Below are 23,186 nucleotides of genomic sequence, written 5' to 3' on the forward strand. Positions count from 1 at the left end.
ACCGACTCGATCGACAATACCGGCCTGACGCTCACCGCCAACAACAGCATCACCGAAGGCGGGCAGATCACCTACACCGCCACGCTGACTAACCCGGCTGGCACGCCGATGAGCGTCACGCTCAGCAACGGTGCGGTAATCAATATCGAAGCCGGCAAGACCTCTGGTTCCGTGGTGGTCGACACTCCGGCGAATGACGCCTACAAAAACGGCAGCACTGTCAGCACCACCATCGACAGCACTACGGGTGGCAATTTCGAGCAGTTGACCCCGAGCAGCACCCCGGCGGTCACCACGATCACCGACTCGATCGACAATACCGGCCTGACGCTCACCGCCAACAACAGCATCACCGAAGGTGGCCAGATCACCTACACCGCGACCCTGACTAACCCGGCCGGCACCGCCATGAGCGTGACCCTGTCGAATGGCGCGGTGATCAACATCGAAGCCGGCAAAACTTCCGGTTCCGTAGTGGTCGACACTCCGGCGAATGACGTCTACAAAAACGGCAGCACCGTCAGCACCACCATCGACAGCACCAGTGGTGGCAATTTCGAGCAACTGACCCCGAGCACCACCCCGGCGGTCACCACCATTACCGACTCGATCGACAACACCGGTCTGTCCCTGGCCGCGACCGGCTCGGTCACCGAAGGCGGGCAGATTACTTACACCGCAACGCTGAGCAACCCGGCCGGCACGCCGATGAGCGTGACCCTGTCGAACGGCGCCGTGATCAACATCGAGGCCGGCAAGACCAGCGGCTCGGTGGTGGTCGATACCCCGGCCAACGACGTTTACAAAAACGGCAACACCGTCAGCACCACCATCGACAGCACCACCGGCGGCAATTTCGAGCAGTTGACCCCGAGCACCACCCCGGCGCTCACCACCATTACCGACTCGATCGATAACACAGGCCTGACGCTCACCGCCAACAACAGCATCACCGAAGGCGGCCAGATTACCTACACCGCCACGCTGACCAATCCGGCCGGCACCGCCATGAGCGTGACCCTGTCGAATGGCGCAGTCATCAACATCGAGGCCGGTAAAACGTCCGGCTCGGTGGTGGTCGACACCCCGGCCAACGATGTCTACAAAAACGGCAGCACCGTCAGCACCACCATCGAAAGCACCACCGGTGGCAACTTCGAACAGCTGACCCCAAGCACCACGCCAGCCGTCACCACCATCACCGACTCGATCGACAATACCGGCCTGTCCCTGGCGGCGACCGGTTCGGTTACCGAAGGCGGCCAGATCACCTACACCGCCACGCTGAGCAATCCGGCTGGCACCGCGATGAGCGTGACCCTGTCGAACGGCGCGGTGATCAACATCGAAGCTGGCAAAACCACCGGTTCCGTGGTGGTCGATACCCCGGCCAACGACGTCTACAAAAACGGCAGCACCGTCAGCACCGCCATCGAAAGCACCGCCGGTGGTAACTTCGAGCAGTTGACCCCGAGCACCACCCCGGCGCTCACCACCATCACCGATTCGATCGACAATACCGGCCTGACGCTCACCGCCAACAACAGCATCACCGAAGGTGGCCAGATCACCTACACCGCCACCCTGACCAACCCGGCCGGCACGCCGATGACTGTCACGCTCAGTAATGGCGCAGTGATCAACATCGAAGCCGGTAAAACCACCGGCAGCGTGGTGGTCGACACCCTGGCCAATGACGTCTACAAAAACGGCAGCACCGTCAGCACCACCATCGACAGCACCACTGGCGGCAACTTCGAGCAGTTGACCCCGAGCACCACCCCGGCGCTCACCACCATTACCGACTCGATCGATAACACCGGGCTGTCCCTGGCAGCGACCGGTTCGGTCACCGAAGGTGGCCAGATCACTTACACCGCGACCCTGACTAACCCGGCCGGCACCGCCATGAGCGTGACCCTGTCCAACGGCGCAGTGATCAACATCGAGGCCGGCAAGACCAGCGGCTCGGTGGTGGTCGACACGCCGGCGAATGACGTCTACAAAAACGGCAGCACCGTCAGCACCACCATCGACAGCACCACTGGCGGCAACTTCGAACAGCTGACTCCAAGCACCACCCCGGTCGTGACCACCATCACCGACTCGATCGACAACACCGGTCTGAGCCTGACGGCCGATGGTTCGGTGGTTGAAGGCGGCCAGATCACTTACACCGCCACCCTGACCAACCCGGCCGGCACCGCGATGAGCGTGACGCTGAGCAACGGCGCAGTCATCAACATCGAAGCCGGCAAAACTTCCGGCACGGTGGTGGTCGACACCCCGGCCAACGATGTCTACAAAAACGGCAGCACCGTCAGCACCACCATCGAAAGCACCACGGGTGGCAACTTCGAGCAGCTGACCCCGAGCACGACTCCGGCGGTCACGACCATTACCGACTCGATCGACAACACCGGTCTCAGCCTGACGGCGAATGGTTCGGTGGTTGAAGGTGGGCAGATCACCTACACCGCGACCCTCAGCAATCCGACCGGCACGCCGATGACCGTCACGCTCAGCAACGGCGCGGTGATCAACATCGAGGCTGGCAAGACTTCCGGCTCGGTGGTGGTCGATACCCCGGCGAACGACGTCTACAAAAACGGCAGCACCGTCAGCACCACCATCGAGAGCACCACCGGTGGCAATTTCGAGCAGCTGACTCCGAGCACCACGCCGGCGGTGACCACCATCACCGACTCGATCGATAACACAGGCCTGACGCTCACCGCCAACAACAGCATCACCGAAGGCGGGCAGATCACCTACACCGCGACCCTGAGCAACCCGGCCGGCACCGCGATGAGCGTGACCCTGTCGAACGGCGCGGTGATCAATATCGAAGCCGGCAAGACTTCCGGTTCGGTGGTGGTCGATACCCCGGCCAATGACGTCTACAAGAACGGCAGCACGATCAGCACCACCATCGACAGCACCACGGGCGGCAACTTCGAACAGTTGACCCCGAGCACCACCCCAGCGGTGACGACGATCACCGATTCGATCGACAACACTGGCCTGACGCTCACCGCCAACAACAGCATCACCGAAGGCGGGCAGATCACCTACACCGCGACCCTGAGCAACCCGGCCGGCACCGCCATGAGCGTGACCCTGTCGAACGGCGCCGTGATCAACATCGAAGCCGGCAAAACTTCCGGTTCCGTGGTGGTCGATACCCCGGCCAATGACGTCTACAAAAACGGCAGCACCGTCAGCACCACCATCGACAGCACCAGCGGCGGCAACTTCGAACAGCTAACCCCGAGCACGACGCCAGCGGTGACCACCATCACCGACTCGATCGACAACACTGGGTTGACGCTCACCGCCAATAACAGCATTACCGAAGGCGGACAGATCACCTACACCGCAACCTTGAGCAATCCGGCTGGCACGCCAATGACCGTCACGCTCAGCAATGGCGCGGTGATCAACATCGAAGCCGGCAAAACTTCCGGTTCCGTAGTGGTCGACACCCCGGCCAACGACGTCTACAAAAACGGCAGCACCGTCAGCACTACCATCGACAGCACTACGGGTGGCAACTTCGAACAGCTGACCCCGAGCAGCACGCCAGCCGTCACCACGATCACCGATTCGATCGACAATACCGGGCTGAGCCTGACGGCGACTGGTTCGGTGGTTGAAGGCGGACAGATTACCTACACCGCGACCCTGACCAATCCGGCCGGCACCGCGATGAGCGTCACCTTGTCCAACGGCGCGGTGATCAATATCGAAGCCGGTAAAACCACCGGTTCCGTGGTGGTTGACACTCCGGCCAACGACGTCTACAAAAATGGCAGCACCGTCAGCACCACCATCGACAGCACCAGCGGCGGCAATTTCGAACAGTTGACCCCGAGCACCACGCCGGCGGTCACCACGATTACCGATTCGATCGACAACACCGGCCTGAGCCTGACTGCCACCGGCAGCGTGGTTGAAGGTGGCCACATCACCTATACCGCCACGCTGACCAACCCGGCCGGCACGCCGATGAGCGTCACGCTCAGCAACGGTGCAGTGATCAACATCGACGCCGGCAAAACCACCGGCTCCGTAATCGTCGATGCGCCAAAAGACGACGTTTACATTGATGCAGGCAAAGTCCAGGCGACGATCACCACCGCCACCGGTGGCAACTTCGAAAACCTGGTCACCGACAAAACAGCTGCCGTGACCAACGTCACCGACACCATCGACACCTCGACGGTGAAACTGACCGCCACCGAATCGGCAGCAGAAGGCGGCACCGTCACCTACACCGCCACCGTCTCGGCGCCAGTAACCGGTTCGACAGTGATCGTGACTCTCGCCAACGGCCAGACCATCACCATCCCGGTCGGCCAATCCAGCGGCACCGCGACCACCACTGCACCGAACGATGCGCTGGTCGGCCACACCCCGCTGACCAACGCCATCACCAACGTCAGCGGTGGTAACTACGAAAACCTGGTCGCCGACAAAACCTCGGTCAGCACCACCGTGACCGACACCGTCGACACCACCAACCTGACCTTGAGCGCGACCGGCTCCGTGGCTGAAGGCGGTCACATCACCTACACCGCCACCCTGACCAACGCCGCTGGTACGCCAGTGACGGTGACCTTGAGCAACGGCGCCGTCATCAACATCGACGCCGGCAAAACCACCGGCTCCGTAATCGTCGATGCACCAAAAGACGACGTCTACCTCGATGCAGGCAAGGTCCAGGCGACGATCACCACCGCCATCGGCGGCAACTTCGAAAACCTGATCACCGATAAAACGGCTGCCGTGACCAACGTCACCGATACCATCGACACTTCGACGGTGAAACTGACCGCCACTGAATCGGCAGCAGAAGGCGGCACCGTCACCTACACCGCCACCGTCTCGGCGCCAGTCACCGGTTCGGCAGTGATCGTGACTCTCGCCAACGGCCAGACCATCACCATCCCGGTCGGCCAGTCCAGCGGTACCGCAACCACCACCGCGCCGAACGACGCGCTGGTCGGCCATACCCCGCTGACCAACGCCATCACCAACGTCAGCGGCGGTAACTACGAAAACCTGGTCGCCGACAAAACCTCGGTCAGCACCACCGTGACCGACACCGCCGACACCACCAACCTGACGCTGAGCGCGACCGGTTCCGTGGCTGAAGGCGGTCACGTCACCTACACCGCCACCCTGACCAACGCGGCTGGCACGCCAGTGACGGTGACCTTGAGCAACGGTGCAGTGATCAACATCGACGCCGGCAAAACCACCGGCTCCGTAATCGTCGATGCGCCAAAAGACGACGTTTACATTGATGCCGGCAAAGTGCAGGCGACGATCACCACCGCCACCGGTGGCAACTTTGAAAACCTGATCACCGATAAAACGGCTGCCGTGACTAACGTCACTGACACCATCGATAAAACTGAAGTCAGCATCAGTGGCAGCAGCCAGGTCACCGAAGGCCAGACCGCCAGCTACACCGTGACCCTGACGCACCCGTCGCAAACCGAAGTGACGCTGAAGATCGTCTACAGCGGCACCGCTACCGATGGTTCTGACTTCACCGGCGTGTACACGGTGAAAATCCCGGCGGGCGCCAGCAGTGCCAGCTTCAACATCGCGACCATTGACGACAAGATCACCGAGCCCACCGAAAATCTCGTGGTCAAGATCGACTCGGCCAGCGGTGGCAACTTCGAGAATCTGGTGGTCAGCAGCACCAATGGCAGCGTCAGCACGACCATCATCGACAACGATGCACCGCCGGTCATCGACCTGGACGCCAACGACTCCAGTGGCGCCACCGGTGCCGACTATAAAGTGACCTTCACCGAAGGCACCGCAGGGCCGGGCATATCGATTGCGGACACCGATATCAAGATCACCGACCCGGACAGCACGATGCTGACCGGCGCCACCATCGTGCTGACCAACCGACAGCCGGGCGACTCGCTGAACCTGGGCAACAGCGTCAACGGCATCAGCATCAATACCAGCAGCAAGGATGGTTCGATCACCCTGACGCTGTCCGGCAACGCGACGCTGGCCGACTACATGCAGCAGATCAAGAACATCACCTTCACCAACAACAGCCATGACCCGAGCACCACGCCACGGATCATCACTGTGACCGTGACCGATGGCGGCAACTACTCCAACGTGGCGACGACAACGGTCAACGTGGTCGCGGTCAACGATGCACCGGTCGCCACGGGTGGTGCTGTCACCGGCACTGAAGACACCCCGCTGATCCTCGGCTGGTCGAATTTCGGCGTGACCGACGTCGACAGCCCTGCCACCAGCCTGGGCGTGAAAATCACCCAGCTGCCGGGCGACGGCAAATTGCAGTACCTGGACGGTTCGACCTGGAAAGATGTGGCCAACAACCAGACCTTCAGCAAGGCCGACATTGATGCGGGCAAGTTGCGCTTCACCCCTGATGCCAACGAATCCGGCACCAATGGTTACGGCGGCACCGGCGTGGGCAACCAACAGGCGGATTACGCACAGATCCAGTTCCAGCCAACCGACGGCCAACTGCTGGGCAATACCGGCACGGTAAAAGTCGACATCACGCCAGTCGCCGATGCGCCGACCCTGAGCGTCGCCGACAACAACGTGAACTCGACGGGCCTGGTCAAAGAGGTTTGGACTGGCCTCGCCGGCTTGGGCACCAACGGCAGTGGCGCACCGTCCGACACCCTCAAGTCCGTGATCGATGCTGCTGGCCAGCCGAACAGCAGCGGCACCGTGAACAACGTGCAGTCCGACGGCAACGTAGCAGCCGGCACCGCATCGAAAACCTCTGGCCTGATCTACCTCGAAGCCGGCAAGACCTACAGCTTCAGCGGTACCGGTGACGACAGTCTGCTGGTGACCATCGGCGGTAAAAACGTGGCCAGCGCCACGTGGGGCGCGGGTGGCCAAATCTCGGGGTCGTTCACCCCGACCACCAGCGGTTACTACACCCTGGACATCTACCATCACAACCAAAGTGGCCCGGGCAGCTACGACGTCAACCTGTCGGTCAATGGCGCCCCCGCCATCGACCTGAGCAGCGCTGGCGTGCCGATCTACACCGGCGTCACCGACCTGATCAATGCCGGTGTGACCGTCTCCGATCTGCACGGCACCAACGGTGAAGGCTACTACGACGGCTACAAACTCAACACCGGTGCCGAGGGCGGTAGCGTTCACCTGTCAAAAATCACCACCGCGCTGACCGACACCGACGGCTCCGAAAGCCTGAGCGTGAAAATCGGCGGTATGCCGGCCGGCTCGGTGCTGAGCGATGGCGCAGGCCATACCTTCACCGTCGCGACCACCGGTGAAGCAAACGTCACTGGCTGGAACCTCGGCAGCCTGACGCTCACCCCGCCGCCATACTTCAGTGGCTCGATCAATCTGACGGTCACATCGACGTCCACCGAATCCCTCGGCGGCTCGGCGCCAAGCATTGCGCAGATCCCGGTCACGGTTTACCCGGCGGTGTATAACGCGTCGGTCGCCACTTCAGGGGATGACAATTTCGTCGGTACCAGTGGCAACGACATCATGGTCGCCGACATCGGCGGACTGACCGTGGTACCAGGCACCAACTACAACATTGCGTTCATGGTCGATAGCTCAGGCAGCATGAGCGCGTCCTCGATCAGCGCGGCCAAAGACTCGCTGACGTCGGTGTTCAACACCCTCAAGAACAGCCTGGCTGCCAGCACTTCGGGCACGGTGAACGTCTTCCTCGCGGACTTCGATACCCAGGTCAACAAGCAGGTTGCGGTCAACCTGAACGACCCGAATGCGCTGACCCTGCTCAAGTCGGTGCTGGACTCGATGACTTCCGGCGGCGGTACCAACTACGAAGACGTGTTCAAGACCACGGCCAACTTCTTCCAGAGCAGCATGGCCACCGGTAACAGCAGCGCGACCAACCTGACGTTTTTCATTACCGACGGACAGCCAACGTTCTACCAGTCCGGCGAACAGACCAACCCGTCGTTGTACAGCGGTGGTGCCAAGCTGGATGACGTCGTCACGACCAGCAACTACACGTTGGGGGACACGTTCGCCAAGTACCTGGACAACACGCACTACCTCTCCATCGGCACCGATGGTTCGACGACGCTGCAGACCTACAACGGAAATCGCTGGGTCAGCAAGGACTTGGGCATGCTCCATGCCCAGGGCGATGGTACCTATGAGCTGTCGAAGCTGGCAGGTACCGGCTACAGCACCGACAGCAGCACTTCCAGCAACGCCAACGACAGCTTCGCTTTGCTCGGCAAGTTGTCGCAGGTCGAGGCCATCGGCCTGAACAGTGACGTCAGCCTCAACGACCTGAAACCGTTCGACACCGACGGCAAACCACAGAGCAACATCGACCCGGCCAACCTGGCCAACTCGATCATCGGTCACACCGAAGCGACCATGCCGGGCGCCGACACGGTCAACGGTGGTGACGGCAACGACATCCTGTTCGGCGACCTGGTGAGCTTCAACGGCATTGCCGGCGAGGGTTACCAGGCCATGCAGGCCTTCGTGGCCCAGCAGACCGGCGTGGATGTCAGCAAAGTCACCACCAGCAACGTGCACCAGTACATCACCGAGCACTACACCGCGTTCGATGTATCCGGCTCTCATGACGGTAATGACACGCTGTTGGGCGGTGCTGGTAACGACATCCTCTTCGGCCAGGGCGGCAACGACATCCTCGACGGCGGCAAGGGCAATGACATCCTGCTCGGCGGTACGGGTAATGACACGCTGATCGGTGGTCAGGGCAACGACATCCTGATCGGTGGTTCGGGCGCCGACACCTTCGTCTGGAAGGCTGGCGACACCGGCAACGACGTGGTCAAGGACTTCAAGGCCAGCGAAGGCGACCGGATCGACCTGCGTGATCTGTTGCAGGGCGAGAGCGGCAGCACCATCGACAACTTCCTGAAAATCACCACGGTTGAAGGTGTGTCGACGTTGCAGGTCAGCTCCGAAGGCAAGCTCAACGCGGCCGGCGGCGTGGCCAACGCTGACGTGACGATCAAACTGGAAGGTAATAACTGGTCCGGTCAGAGCATCAACTCGCTGATCGCCGGTAGCGACCCGACCATCAAGATCGACCACAACAACACCTGATCAGGTGTCTGATGGCCGCTCGCAATGAGCGGCCGTCAGGTTTGCGTCAATCGCCACCGGGTGACGATTGCGTCGCGGCACCGCATACTCACCTGCGTTGGTCTATGCTGCTGACCGCACGATGCCGGTTCATACATGAGGGGTTCTCGATGTTCTACGTGCAACGCGATGCACAAGGCCAATTGGTGCGCGTGGAGGCCGCCGCCTATGCGGAGGCTACGGAAACGCTACCCGCCGATCACCATGAAATCCAGGCCTGGTACGCTAACGAAGTGATGGAAACCAGCCTCAAGCAGCTCAAGCAAAGCGACCTGGAGATGATCCGGGTACTCGACGACCTGATTCAGGTGCTGACCAGCAAAGGGGTGATTCGCGTCACCGACCTGCCGGCTGCCGCGCAAGCCAAACTGATAGACCGGAGCCAGGCCCGTGAAGCCCTGGGTGGTTTGAGTCAGCTGATTGATGAAGATGAAAGCGGGTTGATCTGAGTTTCTGAACGTTTGTGTTTCAGGCAGGATCGTCGCGTTGAAGACTCTGACGCCATCGCGAGCAAGCTCGCTCCCACATTAGATTTTCATCGTTTGCACAGATGTGTGTACTAACGAAATTCCCTGTGGGAGCGAGCTTGCTCGCGATGACTGACTCATTGGCAATTCATCCAAAAAGTCTTACTGCCAAGGCTTCGGCTCGCCAAACAGCTGCCCTTGCACGCCGTAGAATCCCATCTCGCGAATCACCCGCAACTCCCCTTCCGTCTCCACTCGCTCGGCAATCAGCGGCAGGTCGATGCTATGGGCGGCGCGCTGGATAGCTTCGATGAACAGGCGCTTATCGCTTTCCTGATCGATGGCGCGGATGTAGCTGCCATCGATTTTCAGATAGGCCAGCCCCAGCCGCGCCAGGTTACCGATCATGCTGAAGCGCCCGCCAAAGCGCTGCAGGCTCAGGGAGAAACCCAGCTCACGCAGACGGCGGGTCAGCTGTTCGAGTACGACTTGATCGGGTATTTGCTCTTCGCCGATCTCCAGGGTCAAGCGTGGCCCTAGACTGGAATGCCGACGCAGTATGTCGAAAACGTTGTTCAGCGCTTGCGGATCCGCCAGGGTAGCGGCGGACAGGTTCAGCGCCAGCGAATCTTCATGCTCGGCCATCTGCTCCAACACCCGTTCAAGCATCAAACGGTCCAGCCGTGCAGTCCAGCCGAAGCGCTCCAGCCACGGCAGAAAACGCCCGGCGGGAATGGTCTGACCCTGCTCATCGAGCAAACGCGAGAGCACTTTGTAATGCAGCACTCGCTGCGTGTCCTGACTGGCCACGACCGGTTGAAAGTACAGCTCGAAACGCTGCTGACTCAGTGCCTGATCGAGCAGGGTATGCCAGGCATGGTGATCGTCGCCCACAATGGCCGCGGCGTTGTGATCCAGGCACGCCCAGTTCGACTCACCCTCGGCCTCCGCCTGTGACAACGCCTGATCCGCCAGCCCCAACACCGCCTGCGGCGTGTCGCCATGGGCGAACGGCGCCAGCCCGATCGACGCCACCGACGTCACGTCGGTAGCGCCGGTTGCGTGAAGACTGGCCAGTGCGCTGTCCAGACTCTGCGCCAGCTGCAGCGCCTCACCGCGCACCAGGCCCGGCGCCAGCACGGCGAATTCACCGCCGCGAATACGCGTCACAAGGTTCTGGGTTTCCGGAAATCTGGCACACTCACGCGACAGCTGCTCACCGACGGCCCGCAACAACTGATCAGTGCGTTGACCGCCCAAACGCTGGTTCAAACCCGCCAGGTCCTTGACCCGCAACAGCAACAGATAACCCGAACTGGCCTGCTCCGGATTGCTCACCCGGGCGTTTAATTGCATCTCGAAATAACGCCGGTTGGCCAGCCCCGTCAGGGTGTCCTGATAGGACTCGACCCGCAGTTTTTCACTGCGCTCAGCCTGCTCCTGAAACAACGCCTTGAGCTTCTCGACCATCTGGTTCATCGCTTGCACCACGCGCCGCAGTTCCGGGGTGCGCGGCAGATCAGGCAAGCTGAGGAACTCGCGGCGGGCGATAGCATGGGACTGCTTGACCATGTAATCCAGCGGCTTGAGTTGCCGACGCAGCAACAGTGCCCCGAGCACCGCACTCGCCGCACCGCAGATCAGCAACCAACCCAAACTGCCCAGGGCGCTCTGCCAGAGCTTGGCCACGGCGAACATCGGGTGGCTGATCACCTCGACCCTGGCCGCCTGTTCCCAGCCACGACTGACCAGCGCATCACCGCCAGCAGGTTCCAGACCGATCAATTTGACGAACCAGCCTGGCACGCTGCTGACCTCGGGAATTCCGGTGCGCTCGACGATAGTCGCGTCGGTCTTCAGGTCCACCACGCGAATACTCGCGTAATAACCGCTGTCGAAGATCGAGCTGACCATCAGCTCGACCATCGCCGGGTCGTCGATATTCGGCGTCAGCGATAGCGCCAGTGCGGTCGCAGCATCCTGCGCGTGGGAACGTAGCTGATTGACGTACTGGGTCCGCGAACTCTCCAGACCAACCATGAAGCTGCCACTGAAGGCGACCACCAGGAACAGGCAGATAGCGATCAACAGCTGTTTGAACAAAGACATCTGAGCGCGCGCTCCTAGTTAGTCGTCTCGACCGGAAATCCTTCGGCCTGCATTTTCTTCAACACATCCTGCCAACGGGACAGGCGCTTGGTGTCACCGACTTTCTTGTTGCCCTTGGCGCCCGGCAACCACAACCCTTCGGCATTGAAGGAGTAAACCGGCAGCAAGTCGGTGCGCTGGCTGGCTGGCTGGATCGCATCGATCAGGCTGTCGAGCACCAGCGGCATGGCGTCCGGGCTTGAATAGTAGGTCAAGACCATGTGCGCGCGATTCTGGCGCAGGGCCTTGACGTAAGTGATGCGCAATTTGTCACTGGAAACCCCGAGATGACGCAAACTGAAGTACTTGGCGATCGCGTAGTCCTCACAATCGCCAGCGCCTTTCCACAAGGCTTCGATCGGCGTCTCCCAGTAGTCCTCGACGTGCCACAGATCGATATCTTCCACATAGCGCATGTGCTTGTTGAAGAACAGGTTGACCACTTTCAGCTGTTCCAGCTCCGGGGTCTGCTTCTGTGTCGCCAACAGGTGTTGCCAGGCATCGATCCGTTGCGTGCCTTCACCCAACGGCCCGTACAACGCTTCGGCACGCCGACTGATCAGCGAAAAGTCCCAATCGGCATGCAGACCACCGAGCATGACGCCGGCAATCAACAACGCTGAACACAGCCAGCGCAGGGTCCGAGGGAGAGCGAAACGTGCCTGCAATGCAGTGAGTCCAGAGGGCGGTTGGAAATCGATTGATGGTGAAGCTTTGATGGGTAAAAGACAATGGCACGGTGCAATCACCGCGAGCGCGCTAAACTTGGGGGAAGCGGACGCAGTTGAAAAGATCTTGGCCTGCGAAGTTGCGTTCGACGGCAAAGCCAGTGGCATAAAACTGTCGAAAACTGCATTGTTCTGCCGGTTTGACAACCAGTCAGACAGTTACTAGTGTGCATTGGATCCAAAATTATTTTCATTTCAGTCAGGGTGCGTTGTCGTGACACAGAAGCCCAACCCTTTAAGTACTATCCCGGTCAGCGGCCCTATCCCCGCTCACCTTGCGCGATCGGTGATCGAAGAAACCCTGCGCTCGGCGATTCTCGACGGTCGTTTACCCTGCGGCACCGCTCTGCGTCAGCAGGATCTGGCTGATCTGTTCGGCGTCAGTCGTATGCCAGTACGCGAAGCCTTGCGCCAACTCGAGGCGCAATCGCTGCTACACGTTGTCGCACACAAAGGCGCGGTTGTCGCGCCACTGGTCGAAGGTGATGCCGCCGAGACCTATGCCCTGCGCATTCTGCTGGAGTCCGAGGCCCTGCGCCTGTCGATTCCGTTGCTCGACGACGAGGACTTCGCCGAAGCGGCAAGCTATATCGACGACCTGGAAACACAAACCGATTACGCCGAGATCGGCAGACTTAACCGTTTGTTCCACATGACGCTGTACCGCAAGGCGCCTAACCGCAGGCTCCTCAAGCTGGTGGAAGACGGCCTGTGGGAAGAGGAGCGTTTTCTGCGCTTCAACCTTGAAGCCATGGGGCTCGGCAAGCTGTCCCAGGAAGATCACCGTGACCTGCTGCGCGCTGCGCAATCCCGAGACATCGCGCTAACCGTGACGAAGCTTGAGAACCACCTCAACCGGGGTGTCGAGGTCATCACGCGTTACCTGAACAGCCTTGCACCTCAGGGCAAGAAAGCCTCGACGTGAACCGCACAAGGAAAGCCGTGCACGCCCATGACACTCCGTGGCTGACCGTGATCAACGCAGGCCAGGCGACGGATATCCGACTGATCTGCTTCTGCGAGGCCGGTGCCGACCCCGAGCAGCTCCGCAGCTGGACACAATCACTGAGCGAGCACATTGAACTGCTCGCTTTCAGATTCCCCGGCCATGGCAATCCACGGAACCAGACACTCTACGAACAATGGCCGCCACTGCTGGTCGACGCCTTCGCGGCGCTCCAGCCTTACCTGTCCGAGCCCCATGCACTCTTTGGCCACGGTCTGGGCGCAATTCTGGCCTACGAGCTGGCCAAATTGAGCGAAGTCCGTTGCCCGGGGCAAACCCGTCATCTGTTCATTTCCGGCTGTCCCAGCCCGGACACCCACCCCGCCACAGCGCCGCTGTACAAAGGTCATGCGCCCTCAAGTCAGGGGCAGCTTCGCGATGAAACAGCCAACGATCAACTCGCCGCCTTCGAAGCACTGATACACAGTGACTTGAAACTGCTCGAATCCTGGGCCGACCTTTCCAGTCGCAGCCTGCATATCCCGATGACCGCCTTCTACGGCAGCGACGACCCGCTGGCACCGCTTGAAAGCATGGTCAATTGGCGCGAGTTCACCCGCCGTGAATTCGAACTGATCGAAATGACCGGTAATCATTTTTTTACCACCACTCAGCGCCATCGTCTGCTGCAGATCATCAACACCCATCTGGGCCTGCTCAGCGAGTAAGCGCCTGACGCCTGTGCGATGAGGCACAGGCGCTCGAAAAGCGCTGGCGACACCTATCCCCTCTTTCCTCCTTGAAAACCCCCTGCCCACCCCTGCGCCAGTGATAGCAGTACTGGCTTTTTGGGCTCACTCTTGGTTTGCCGACTAAAAAGGACGAGCGGCGTGTAAATCTGCCTGCACAGCCCTCGCGTGATGGACAAACAAAAGGAGGCTTGCCAAAGGACGGGAAGAGAAGGGGCCGTGCCCGCCTCCTGCCCACCACATCAAAAACCATTAACTTTCCAGCCACACAGTTGCTCCGAGTGAGGCATTCACTCATTTTAAATTCTGACTTATATAAGCCGGAAGGAACAACTTCACCTCAATAAAACTTAATCCAAAAGTTTTATCGGAACGTGTTACGCCCGAAAAAAATACACTTGACAAATAATATAAAAAACACTTGCCGATTACTTGTTTCATGTATTAATTTTTCTCCGCCGACAACTTCAAGTTCCATCACACTTGTCGGCACGGTCAATGCCCAGCGCCTGTCACATCAACCTGCGCAGCTGACCGCCAAGCACTGCCGACGTACGCAACGCCCTGCCTGGCAGGGCCTGTCGCCACTCAGAAACTGCACAACGTTTGTTTGAGGTACTTGTTCGCCTATTAAAAAGTTCAGGCAGCACCTTGTTTGCACTTACCTAAAAAATACTCGCCAACCGAACAACTTAACTCGCAACTTACAGGCCACTCATGAAACCAAACAAAGCACTTCTCGACCTGAAAAAAGCAGAGCTCAGCGCCCACCCTATCTTTGCCGAGATTCATTCGCTGTCGATACTTCAGCGCTTTATGGAAACCCATGTATTCGCCGTATGGGACTTCATGTCGCTGACCAAACGCCTGCAGCAGGAACTCACGTGCGTGCAGCTGCCCTGGCTACCGCCACAAGACCCTCAAGCGGCGCGCCTGATCAACGAAATCATCCTCGGCGAAGAGTCCGATGACCGGCTCGATCACGGGCACTACAGCCATTTCGAGTTGTACCTGGACGCAATGCGCGAAGTCGGTGCCAGCACGGCTACCGTGGAGCGCTTCGTCGCCTTGCAAAAAGAAGGCGTGAGCTACGACATCGCCCTGCAAAGCGTGGACGTCGACCCGGCCGCCTCGAACTTCGTCCGGCACACCTTGCACACCGCTCTGTACGCACCGGGACACAGTGTTGCCGCGGCGTTTTTGCATGGTCGAGAAAGCGTCATTCCGCAGATGTTCCAGCGCATTCTTGACGATTGGGGAATTGGTATCGAGCAAGCGCCGACCTTTCGTTACTACCTGGAACGGCACATCGAAGTCGACTCCGAAGACCACGGTCCCGCCGCTGAAACACTCCTGGCGCGGCTGGTCGACGGCGACCCGCAACGACAAGAGGACGTCTATGCCGCCGCCATCGCCGCCGTGGAAAGCCGCATCGCGCTGTGGGACGGCTTGCGCCTGAGCATGCGTGAACCAGTCGCCGAGGTGAGCGCATGAACGCCGCAGACTACCAATCCTTCGCCGACGCCTGGGAAAGCCGCGCGACCATCCGAACCCGCCCCCGGCGCATGGTCGAAAACGATGACAAACTGATCTATCCCCTGAGCCGCCAACCGCTGGTGCTGAGCGAAACCTTTGTTCGTGAATGCCCGGAGCAGCGCGACTTCGCCCTGGTGCAAACGCTCTACAAGTTCATCAACGACGTGGTGATTTTCGAAACCGAGATCGTCGACAAGACGGCGCGCAGCATCGCCAAGAATCGCTTCCCCGTGCCCTTCCCGTTCGCCTGTCGCTACGACGCCATGACCGTGGTGGTGGATGAGGATTATCACGCGCTGGTGGCGATGGATTTCATGCAGCAGACGGTGGCCATGACCGGTATCGCGCCGATCGAGCTGCCGCATGAAATCGAGCTGAGCCGGGCGATTCCCGCAGCGTTGGCACTGGCGCCGGAACACCTGCGCAGCGCCGTGGAGCTGATCTGCGTGGCCATTGCGGAAAACACCGTGACCAATGATGTGGCGGCGTTCGCCAAGGACGACACGGTCAAGCAATCGATCAAGGGCCTGATGGCTGACCACTTGCTCGACGAGGGCCGTCACTCGGGGTTCTGGTCACGACTGGTACGGATCTATTGGCATTCGGCGAACGAAGACGACCGCCAGCGGATCGCGAAGATTCTTCCGGTGTTCATTACCCACTACCTGACCAACGACATTCAGAAATCGTTCGACTTCCGGTTGATCGAACACCTGCACATCAGCGATGCCGCCAAGGTCGCACTCAAGAGCGAAGTGGCAGGCCTGGCCTTCCCGATCAATCGTCATCACCCGCTGGTCGCCAATATCGTGCGGTTTTTCCGCAGCAGTTCGCTGCTCGATTCGCCGTGCGTGCAAGACGCCCTGAGCGACTACCTGATCTAGCCGAGGAGAACATCATGAGACGTCTCGACATTCTGCTCATCGGTCAAAGCCAGGCCTTGAATGAGCTGGCGCTGGAACTGGAACAACACGGCCATGCACTGACGCGACTGAGCGACAGCCACGCCTTGAATGAACAAAAAATCGGTGACGCCGAACTACTGATCGACGACGGCAGCCTGGCTATCTCCACACAGTGCCTGCACGACCTGGGCGACTGCGCACGGTTGAGCGTGACGCTGGGCCTCGGGCCGACAGACACCAGTGGTCTGCCGCCCATCGATGTGCTGTGCCGCTATACATCGAGCGGCGACCAACGACTGATCGCCCGCGTCCCCGTCGCCAACGAAGTCTCTGGTAATGGCCAGGCGCTGCGCCTGAGGGTCATCGCTGAATTGGTTGACCGCGTGGCGCTTGAGGTCAGCCGTTTTTCCCGCGATGACGAGTACTTCACGCACGCCGCAACGGCCACGCCCGGTCGTCATCAGTGTGAAGAAAGCTTGTTGACGCTGGAGAGTCTGGCCTATGCCCACCGGCTCAACCTCAGCGCGCAACCGCAGCTGCTGCAACTCGGGCAAATCCCGATGATCGAGCGGCTCGAACGGAGCTTCAAAACCTTCCGTGAACGCCCGGCGCTGCACATTGATGGCGAGGTGCTGAGTTATGGCGATTTGCATGCCCAAAGCCTGGCAATCCAGCAACGGTTGCTGCCACTGATCGAGCAATGTCGAGCGGTTGATGGACCCGTTGTAGTGGGCATTTGCCTGCCGAAATCCAGCGCACTGTTTGCCGGCATTCTGGCGATTCTCGGCAGTGGTGCGGTGTACCTGCCACTTGAACCCAGCCATCCGTTGCAGCGCCAGCAATACATTCTGGAAAACGCCGGCGCAGTGCTGTTACTGCACGATGGTCAGCACCCGCTGAGCAACGAGATGCCCGGGCTCGACATCAGCAACATCGACGCTCGTGAGGCTAATCCCGGCTTACCGTTGATGCGCCAGCGACCTGGCAGCCAGGCGCCGTGCATGGCGCTCTACACGTCGGGCACCACTGGGCATCCCAAAGGTGTGTTGCTCAGTCAGAACAATCTCGGGCACTTCACCGCGTGGTACGCCGATTACGTCGAGCTGACCGAGCAAAGCCGCGTCTTGCAGTTTTCATCGCTGAGTTTCGACTCTTCGCTGATCGATATTTTCCCGGCGCTGATCCAGGGTGCCGAGCTGATCGTACCTAACGACGATCAACGTCGTGACCCGCTGCAACTGGTCGAGTTAATCCGTCATCATCAACTCAGCCACGCGTTTCTCCCTCCAGCACTGTTGAGCATTCTGCCGCTGGATCAGTTGCGCGACCTTGCGCATGTGATGACCGGCGGCGACGTCTGCGAACCCCATGTGATCAAGCAACTGACCCAACAGGGCAAGCTCTACAACCTGTATGGCCCGACCGAAGCCACCGTGCTGATCACCGCCCGACAACTGCAAGTCGGTGACAGCAATCGCAGCCTCGGGGCGCCAATTGCCAACAGCCAGGTACTGATCCTCGACGAAGATTTTCAGCCAGTAGCCGAGCAGACCGTCGGCGAGCTGTACATCGTCGGTCCGGGGGTGTGCCTGGGCTATTTGAACAACCCGCAGCAGACCGCCGAGCGCTACCTGCAACTGCCCTTGCCCGGCGGCCAGAGCCTGCGTGCCTACCGCACCGGCGATATGGCGAAGTGGACCGCAGACGGCATCGAGCTCTGTGGGCGACGGGACAATCAGGTGAAGATCCGCGGCTACCGGGTCGAACCGGAGGAGATCGAACGCTGCCTGCGCGAAAGTCAGTTGTTCCGGCAGGTGGCGGTGGTGATCGACACTCATCGACGGATTCTGGCGTTCCTCGCACAACCTCAGGAAGCGCAGCCAGGCGCGGCTCGAGAAGCGCTGAAAGCACACGCGCAGCAGTTTTTACCGGACTACATGCAACCCACCGCGTGGACTGAACTGGCGAGCATGCCCTTCGCCAGCAATGGCAAAGTCGATCGAAGGGCGCTGTTGGCAATGCCGGTCAGCGTCCTCGAAAACCATCAGCGTCGGTTACCGGAATCCGCCGACGAGGCACAATTGCTGGAGCTCTGGGCCGAGCTGCTGGAGTTGCCGGCTGGCGACATTTCCACCGACGAAAGCTTCTTCAATCTCGGCGGCCACTCGATCCTGCTATCACGCATGTTGCTGCAATTACGCGAGCAGTTCGGGCGCAGTATCTCGATCAATCGCTTCATCGAAGTACCGACCATCGCCAGGCTGGCAACGCTGGTCAGAGGCTCTGCCGGCGAAGAGGTGCTCAGCGAAAAAGCCCTCGCCGATGCCTTCCGCGAGCTTGATGTGCAGCCCTTGCCGATCAGCCGGATGGGCGATGTGCACAAGGTCATCGTCACCGGTGCCAACAGCTTCGTCGGCGTGCATATCGTCGAGGCGTTGCTGGCCTGGGGCGCCAGTGAAGTCGCATGCCTGGTGCGCGACGGTGCCGGGCAATCCGCCGTGCAGCGTTTTGCCGAGTCCCTGCGCGAGAATCGCCTGGAACATCTGGATCTGAGTCGGGTTCAGGTCTACGCAGCAGACATCACGCAACCTGCGCTAGGCCTGACACCAGAGGTGTATGAGCGACTGGATCGCGAGTTCGGCGCGTTGGTGCACAACGCCGCCAACGTCAACCACGTACTCGATTACGAGTCGCTGGCACGGGACAACGTCGAGCCGATTTTCGAATGTTTGCGACTCTGCGAAGGGCGCAGCAAGAAGGTCTTCAACTTCGTCTCCACGCTGTCGGCTTCCAGCACCATCGACGCCGATGGCCGGGTCCTCGAGCAGCCCGCCGCGCAGACCCCGCCGATCTACATCAAGAACGGCTACAACCTGTCCAAATGGGTCGGCGAACGGATCCTCGAACGCGCTCGCGAGCGTGGGGTACGGGTCAACCTCTATCGACCCGGCAACATCAGCTTCAACAGCCTCACAGGCGTGTGCCAGCCGCACAAGAACCGTCTGATGCTGATGCTCAAAGGCTCGATCCAGCTCGGCCAGGTGCCGGAGTTCGCGCTGAACTTCGACTTGATGCCGGTGGACTTCCTCGCCCGCTTCATCGCCTTCCACGCCAGCCGTTATCAGCCCGAACACGCGGTTTTCAACCTGCACAACCCCGAACCTCTGAGCTGGGACGCCTACGTCGCTTCGTTCCGCGAGGCCGGACGCGAGTTCCAAATGGTCAGCGTCGCCGACTGGCAACAGCAACTGGGCCGGGTCGACAGCGATAACGCGCTATTCGGCGTGCTGGGTTTCTACCTCAACGGCTTCGAAGAGGACATCGGCGACATCTCCATGATCGGCCACGCCAACGCCCAGGCAGGTGTGCAGCAGATGGGCGCGCACTACCCGCAAAAATCCCCGGCGCTGCTGCGTCGCGGCTGCGACTACCTGAAAGAAATCAACTTTATCTGACCCATCACCCATAGAAATGGAGCAAGACCATGAGCACTCTGCAACCCGATACCCTGATCAAAAACCCGCACGGCTGCCATGTTGTGTCGTCGGTGGAAATACCGGCCGAGGCGTCGAAGGTCTGGGACATAGTCGGCAACTTCGCTGGCTTCGACAAGTTCATCCCGGCGCTATCGCACATCGAGATGACTGGCGAGGGCGTGTCGTCGCTGCGCAAGAAGTTCTTCAAGGACGGTAACCTGGTCGTCGAGCAACTCAATTCCCGCGACGATCAGGCACTGAGCATGACCTGGACTACCGTCTACAACACGTTGGGCGTTGGTCAGTTGTGGGCCGCCATGAGCGTTGAGCCGCTAGGCACCGGCAAGTCGCGCGCGACCTGGACCATCATCGCCGAACCCGCCCAGGGCGGCGTCGAAGCCCTGCCGGGGTTCAAGGACTTCGTACAGGGGTTTGCCGATGACTCGATGAATAATGCGCTGAAGTTGTTTGCGTAGGGCTTTGGTTCAGCGGTGACTGGCGCACCGCTTTCGCGAGCAAGCTCGCTCCCACAGAGGTTTCAGTCGTTCACAAATGCTGTGTTCGCTGCAGATCCACTGTGGGAGCGAGCTTGCTCGCGATTGAACGATAACGCGGTCAGATCTTGAAGCTATCCACCAATTGCTTCAGGCGGTTTGCCTGCAGCGACAACGCATCGCAATCCTTCAAGGTTTCGTTGAGGTTGGCCACGCCCTGCTGGTTCAGCAGGTTGATCTGGCTGATGTCAACGTTGAGGGTTTCCACCACGGCGGTCTGCTCTTCCGTCGCGGCCGCTACCGACTGGTTCATGCCGTCGATCTCGGTGATCCGCTGGGTCACGCTGACCAGCCGCGCACCGGCCTGATTCGCCACTTCGACGCTTTCTTCGCTGGATACCTGACTGGCATTCATGGTCGATACCGCTTCACGCGAGCCGACCTGCAACGAGGTGATCATCTTGTGAATCTCCTCAGCCGACTCCTGGGTACGATGGGCCAGGTTGCGCACTTCGTCCGCCACCACCGCAAAACCACGCCCGGCTTCACCCGCCCGTGCCGCCTCGATGGCCGCGTTGAGCGCCAGCAGGTTGGTCTGCTGCGAGATGCCTTTGATCACGTCGAGGATGTGCCCGATGTTGTCGGTGCTGGCGTTCAGGGTTTCGATCTGCGTGCACGACAGGCTGATTTTCTGCGACAACTCGGTCATCGCCAGAATGGTTTGTTCCACCACCTGACGACCGTCGTCAGCCTGTTCACTGGCGCCGCTGGCGTGTTGCGAAGCGTCCGCCGCGTTACGGGCGATCTCCTGGGTGGCGGCCCCCAGTTGGTTGATCGCTGCCGCCACGCTATTGGTCCGTGCGCTTTGCTCATCGGAGCCGATGATCGACGCATTCGACGATGCCATGACCCGTTGCGACAAGTCATGCACCTGGCGCGTGGCCGACGACACTTCAGAAATCGACGCGTGAATCCGCTCCACGAACTGGTTGAAAGCACTGCCCAACTCGCCAAATTCGTCTTTGCTTTCCACCGCCAGACGGCGAGTCAGATCGCCTTCGCCTTGAGCGATGTCCTGCATCGCACGACCCATGGTGGTCAGTGGACGCATCAGCACCTGAATCAACAGACTCAGCAGCACGGCAATCGCAGTCACCGCGACGAACATCGCAATCAGTGCCGAGGTACGGAACTTGCCCAGTGGCGCGTAGGCCTTGTCCCTGTCGATCGACAGGCCGATGTACCACTCGGCATTCGGCAAGCCTGTAACCGGGGTGAAGGACAGGATGCGCGCCTGCTTGTTCAGAAGCACTTCCTGATTGCCCTTCTCGATACGTACGTTCGAGCCTGGGTAGATATCCTTGAGATTCTTCATCACCTGGTCTTTGTCCGGGCTGACGATCACCTGGCCGTCAGCGCTGACCAGGAACGCATGACCGATACCGCCGAAGTCCACCGAGTTGATGATCTTCACCAAGGTTTCCAGACTCAGATCCCCGCCGACCACGCCGAGCAGTTCACCGCTCTTCTTCACCGGCATGGCGATAGTCACCACCAGCCCGCCGACAGCGGCCATATAGGGCGGCGTGAGCATGGTTTTGTCGGCAGCTACAGCCTGTTTGTACCAAGGACGCTGACGAGGATCGTAGCCATCCGGCATTTTCGCGTCAGGTCGTTGGGTAAACACGCCATTGGCCTGACCGACGTAGGTGAACTGGAAGTTCGAGGTGAAGGCCGGCTGGTCGACCAACCCGGCAAGGTCCGCGCTGGCACCTTGGTGCGCGACGTTCTGGGCCAGGTTTTCCAGTACCAGAATCCGTCCACTCAGCCAGTTCTGTACGCTGCTGGCGGTCAAATCGCCGGCTTGCTGGACGGAAGAGTCGAGGTTTTGCTGAATAGTATTTCGCTGCAGGTAGTCGTTGTACAAAGTGAACAACGCAAAAGCCAGAACCACTACGCCTGAAGCGGCCAACAGGATTTTATGGCTGAACTTGAGATTCATTTCATGGGACTTCTTATGCAAAGAGTGGGGATGCGTTCCGGGTGCAACATTCCATGTAACGCCGTAGGCCGCTCTTAGGCCGCTCTACTTTGGTGCACGCATGTCTCACCAGTATTTCGGCACAGGTCCGAAAAAACTTAGGCGTTTGTGCAAAATGCACCAGATTCCCTGCACAAACCCGCCAAACGGCGTGCTAGAGCGCTCAAGCTACATTTTCTTGATGACGGTTGATCACGTGGCGCAGGCGCTCTACAGCAACCACCACACTCTGAGCTTTTAGCTGCCTCTTAAACGACAAAACCCCTGTCTGCGTTAGCAGACAGGGGTTTCGGAATTCAATCTTGACGATGACCTACTCTCACATGGGGAAACCCCACACTACCATCGGCGATGCATCGTTTCACTGCTGAGTTCGGGATGGGATCAGGTGGTTCCAATGCTCTATGGTCGTCAAGAAATTCTGTAACCAGCCCGTACGAAACATACGTGCCAGCAAAATTGGTGACTTCTACTTAAAACAAAACCCCTACCTGCGGTCGCAGATAGGGGTTTCGGAATTTAATCTTG

At 59.9% G+C, this 23,186-nt stretch carries 11 protein-coding genes, 1 rRNA gene and 1 pseudogene; 8 read left to right on the top strand and 5 right to left on the bottom strand.

All coding sequences use genetic code 11. From position 1 onward, the window contains the following. Both BK659_RS23120 and BK659_RS23125 read left to right on the top strand, forming a co-directional pair. The coding region (locus BK659_RS23120) for an immunoglobulin-like domain-containing protein (RefSeq protein WP_123427406.1) at nt 1-9,129 on the top strand (9,129 nt) is incomplete at its 5' end. A gap of 149 nt (nt 9,130-9,278) precedes the next feature. Beyond that, complete coding sequence (locus BK659_RS23125) at nt 9,279-9,617, top strand: tryptophan synthase subunit beta (protein ID WP_123427408.1); 339 nt, start codon at nt 9,279-9,281, stop codon at nt 9,615-9,617. Between the two features lie 180 nt (nt 9,618-9,797). Here the strand turns inward: BK659_RS23125 and lapD are convergent, their stop codons facing one another. Together lapD and lapG are read right to left on the bottom strand one after the other, a co-directional pair. Next, a complete protein-coding gene (gene lapD, locus BK659_RS23130) occupies nt 9,798-11,744 on the bottom strand; it encodes a cyclic di-GMP receptor LapD (protein WP_123427410.1) in 1,947 nt (648 codons plus the stop codon). 14 nt (nt 11,745-11,758) lie between these two features. Beyond that, nucleotides 11,759-12,451 (bottom strand): cysteine protease LapG, encoded by a 693-nt coding sequence (gene lapG, locus BK659_RS23135; protein WP_123427412.1) that lies wholly within the window; start codon nt 12,449-12,451, stop codon nt 11,759-11,761. 274 nt (nt 12,452-12,725) lie between these two features. Here lapG and BK659_RS23140 point away from each other — a divergent pair, with 274 nt between their 5' ends. From BK659_RS23140 to BK659_RS23165, 6 genes are all read left to right on the top strand, one after another. Next, nucleotides 12,726-13,436, top strand: a complete 711-nt coding sequence (locus tag BK659_RS23140) for a GntR family transcriptional regulator (RefSeq protein WP_123427414.1) — start codon at nt 12,726-12,728, stop codon at nt 13,434-13,436. Further along, entirely contained in the window at nt 13,433-14,185 is a 753-nt protein-coding gene (locus tag BK659_RS23145; RefSeq protein WP_259740300.1) for a thioesterase II family protein, read from the top strand. Before BK659_RS23140 ends, BK659_RS23145 begins: the two co-directional genes overlap by 4 nt. 738 nt (nt 14,186-14,923) lie before the next feature. Beyond that, complete coding sequence (locus tag BK659_RS23150) at nt 14,924-15,700, top strand: DUF3050 domain-containing protein (RefSeq protein ID WP_123427418.1); 777 nt, start codon at nt 14,924-14,926, stop codon at nt 15,698-15,700. Next, nucleotides 15,697-16,626, top strand: a complete 930-nt coding sequence (locus tag BK659_RS23155; RefSeq protein WP_123427420.1) for a diiron oxygenase — start codon at nt 15,697-15,699, stop codon at nt 16,624-16,626. The genes BK659_RS23150 and BK659_RS23155 overlap by 4 nt, the downstream gene beginning before the upstream one ends. Nucleotides 16,627-16,640: 14 nt before the next feature. Beyond that, complete coding sequence (locus tag BK659_RS23160) at nt 16,641-20,102, top strand: amino acid adenylation domain-containing protein (protein WP_123427422.1); 3,462 nt, start codon at nt 16,641-16,643, stop codon at nt 20,100-20,102. A 29-nt stretch (nt 20,103-20,131) separates the two neighbouring features. Continuing rightward, the gene (locus tag BK659_RS23165; protein WP_123427424.1) at nt 20,132-20,599 is read left to right on the top strand and encodes an SRPBCC family protein; all 468 of its coding nucleotides are present in this window, start codon (nt 20,132-20,134) and stop codon (nt 20,597-20,599) included. 139 nt (nt 20,600-20,738) lie between these two features. Here the strand turns inward: BK659_RS23165 and BK659_RS28380 are convergent, their stop codons facing one another. The 3 genes and pseudogenes from BK659_RS28380 to rrf all read right to left on the bottom strand — a co-directional run bounded on the left by BK659_RS28380 (nt 20,739) and on the right by rrf (nt 23,074). After that, nucleotides 20,739-21,524, bottom strand: a complete 786-nt coding sequence (locus tag BK659_RS28380; RefSeq protein ID WP_401124056.1) for a methyl-accepting chemotaxis protein — start codon at nt 21,522-21,524, stop codon at nt 20,739-20,741. 69 nt (nt 21,525-21,593) lie between these two features. Next, nucleotides 21,594-22,619 (bottom strand): annotated as a pseudogene (locus BK659_RS28385) (HAMP domain-containing protein); the annotation flags it as partial. Between the two features lie 339 nt (nt 22,620-22,958). Then, a 5S ribosomal RNA gene (gene rrf, locus BK659_RS23175) occupies nt 22,959-23,074 on the bottom strand. Nucleotides 23,075-23,186: the final 112 nt, after the last annotated feature.

The organism is Pseudomonas brassicacearum, from assembly GCF_003732225.1.
GTDB lineage: Bacteria > Pseudomonadota > Gammaproteobacteria > Pseudomonadales > Pseudomonadaceae > Aquipseudomonas > Aquipseudomonas brassicacearum_E.

What these genes read in the sequence shown, in the direction of transcription:
- BK659_RS23125 (WP_123427408.1), top strand. Translation starts at nt 9,279, where the DNA reads ATGTTCTACGTGCAACGCGATGCACAAGGCCAATTGGTGCGCGTGGAG.
- BK659_RS28380 (WP_401124056.1), bottom strand. Translation starts at nt 21,524, where the DNA reads ATGGCATCGTCGAATGCGTCGATCATCGGCTCCGATGAGCAAAGCGCA.
- BK659_RS23165 (WP_123427424.1), top strand. Translation starts at nt 20,132, where the DNA reads ATGAGCACTCTGCAACCCGATACCCTGATCAAAAACCCGCACGGCTGC.
- BK659_RS23150 (WP_123427418.1), top strand. Translation starts at nt 14,924, where the DNA reads ATGAAACCAAACAAAGCACTTCTCGACCTGAAAAAAGCAGAGCTCAGC.
- BK659_RS23160 (WP_123427422.1), top strand. Translation starts at nt 16,641, where the DNA reads ATGAGACGTCTCGACATTCTGCTCATCGGTCAAAGCCAGGCCTTGAAT.
- lapD (WP_123427410.1), bottom strand. Translation starts at nt 11,744, where the DNA reads ATGTCTTTGTTCAAACAGCTGTTGATCGCTATCTGCCTGTTCCTGGTG.
- BK659_RS23155 (WP_123427420.1), top strand. Translation starts at nt 15,697, where the DNA reads ATGAACGCCGCAGACTACCAATCCTTCGCCGACGCCTGGGAAAGCCGC.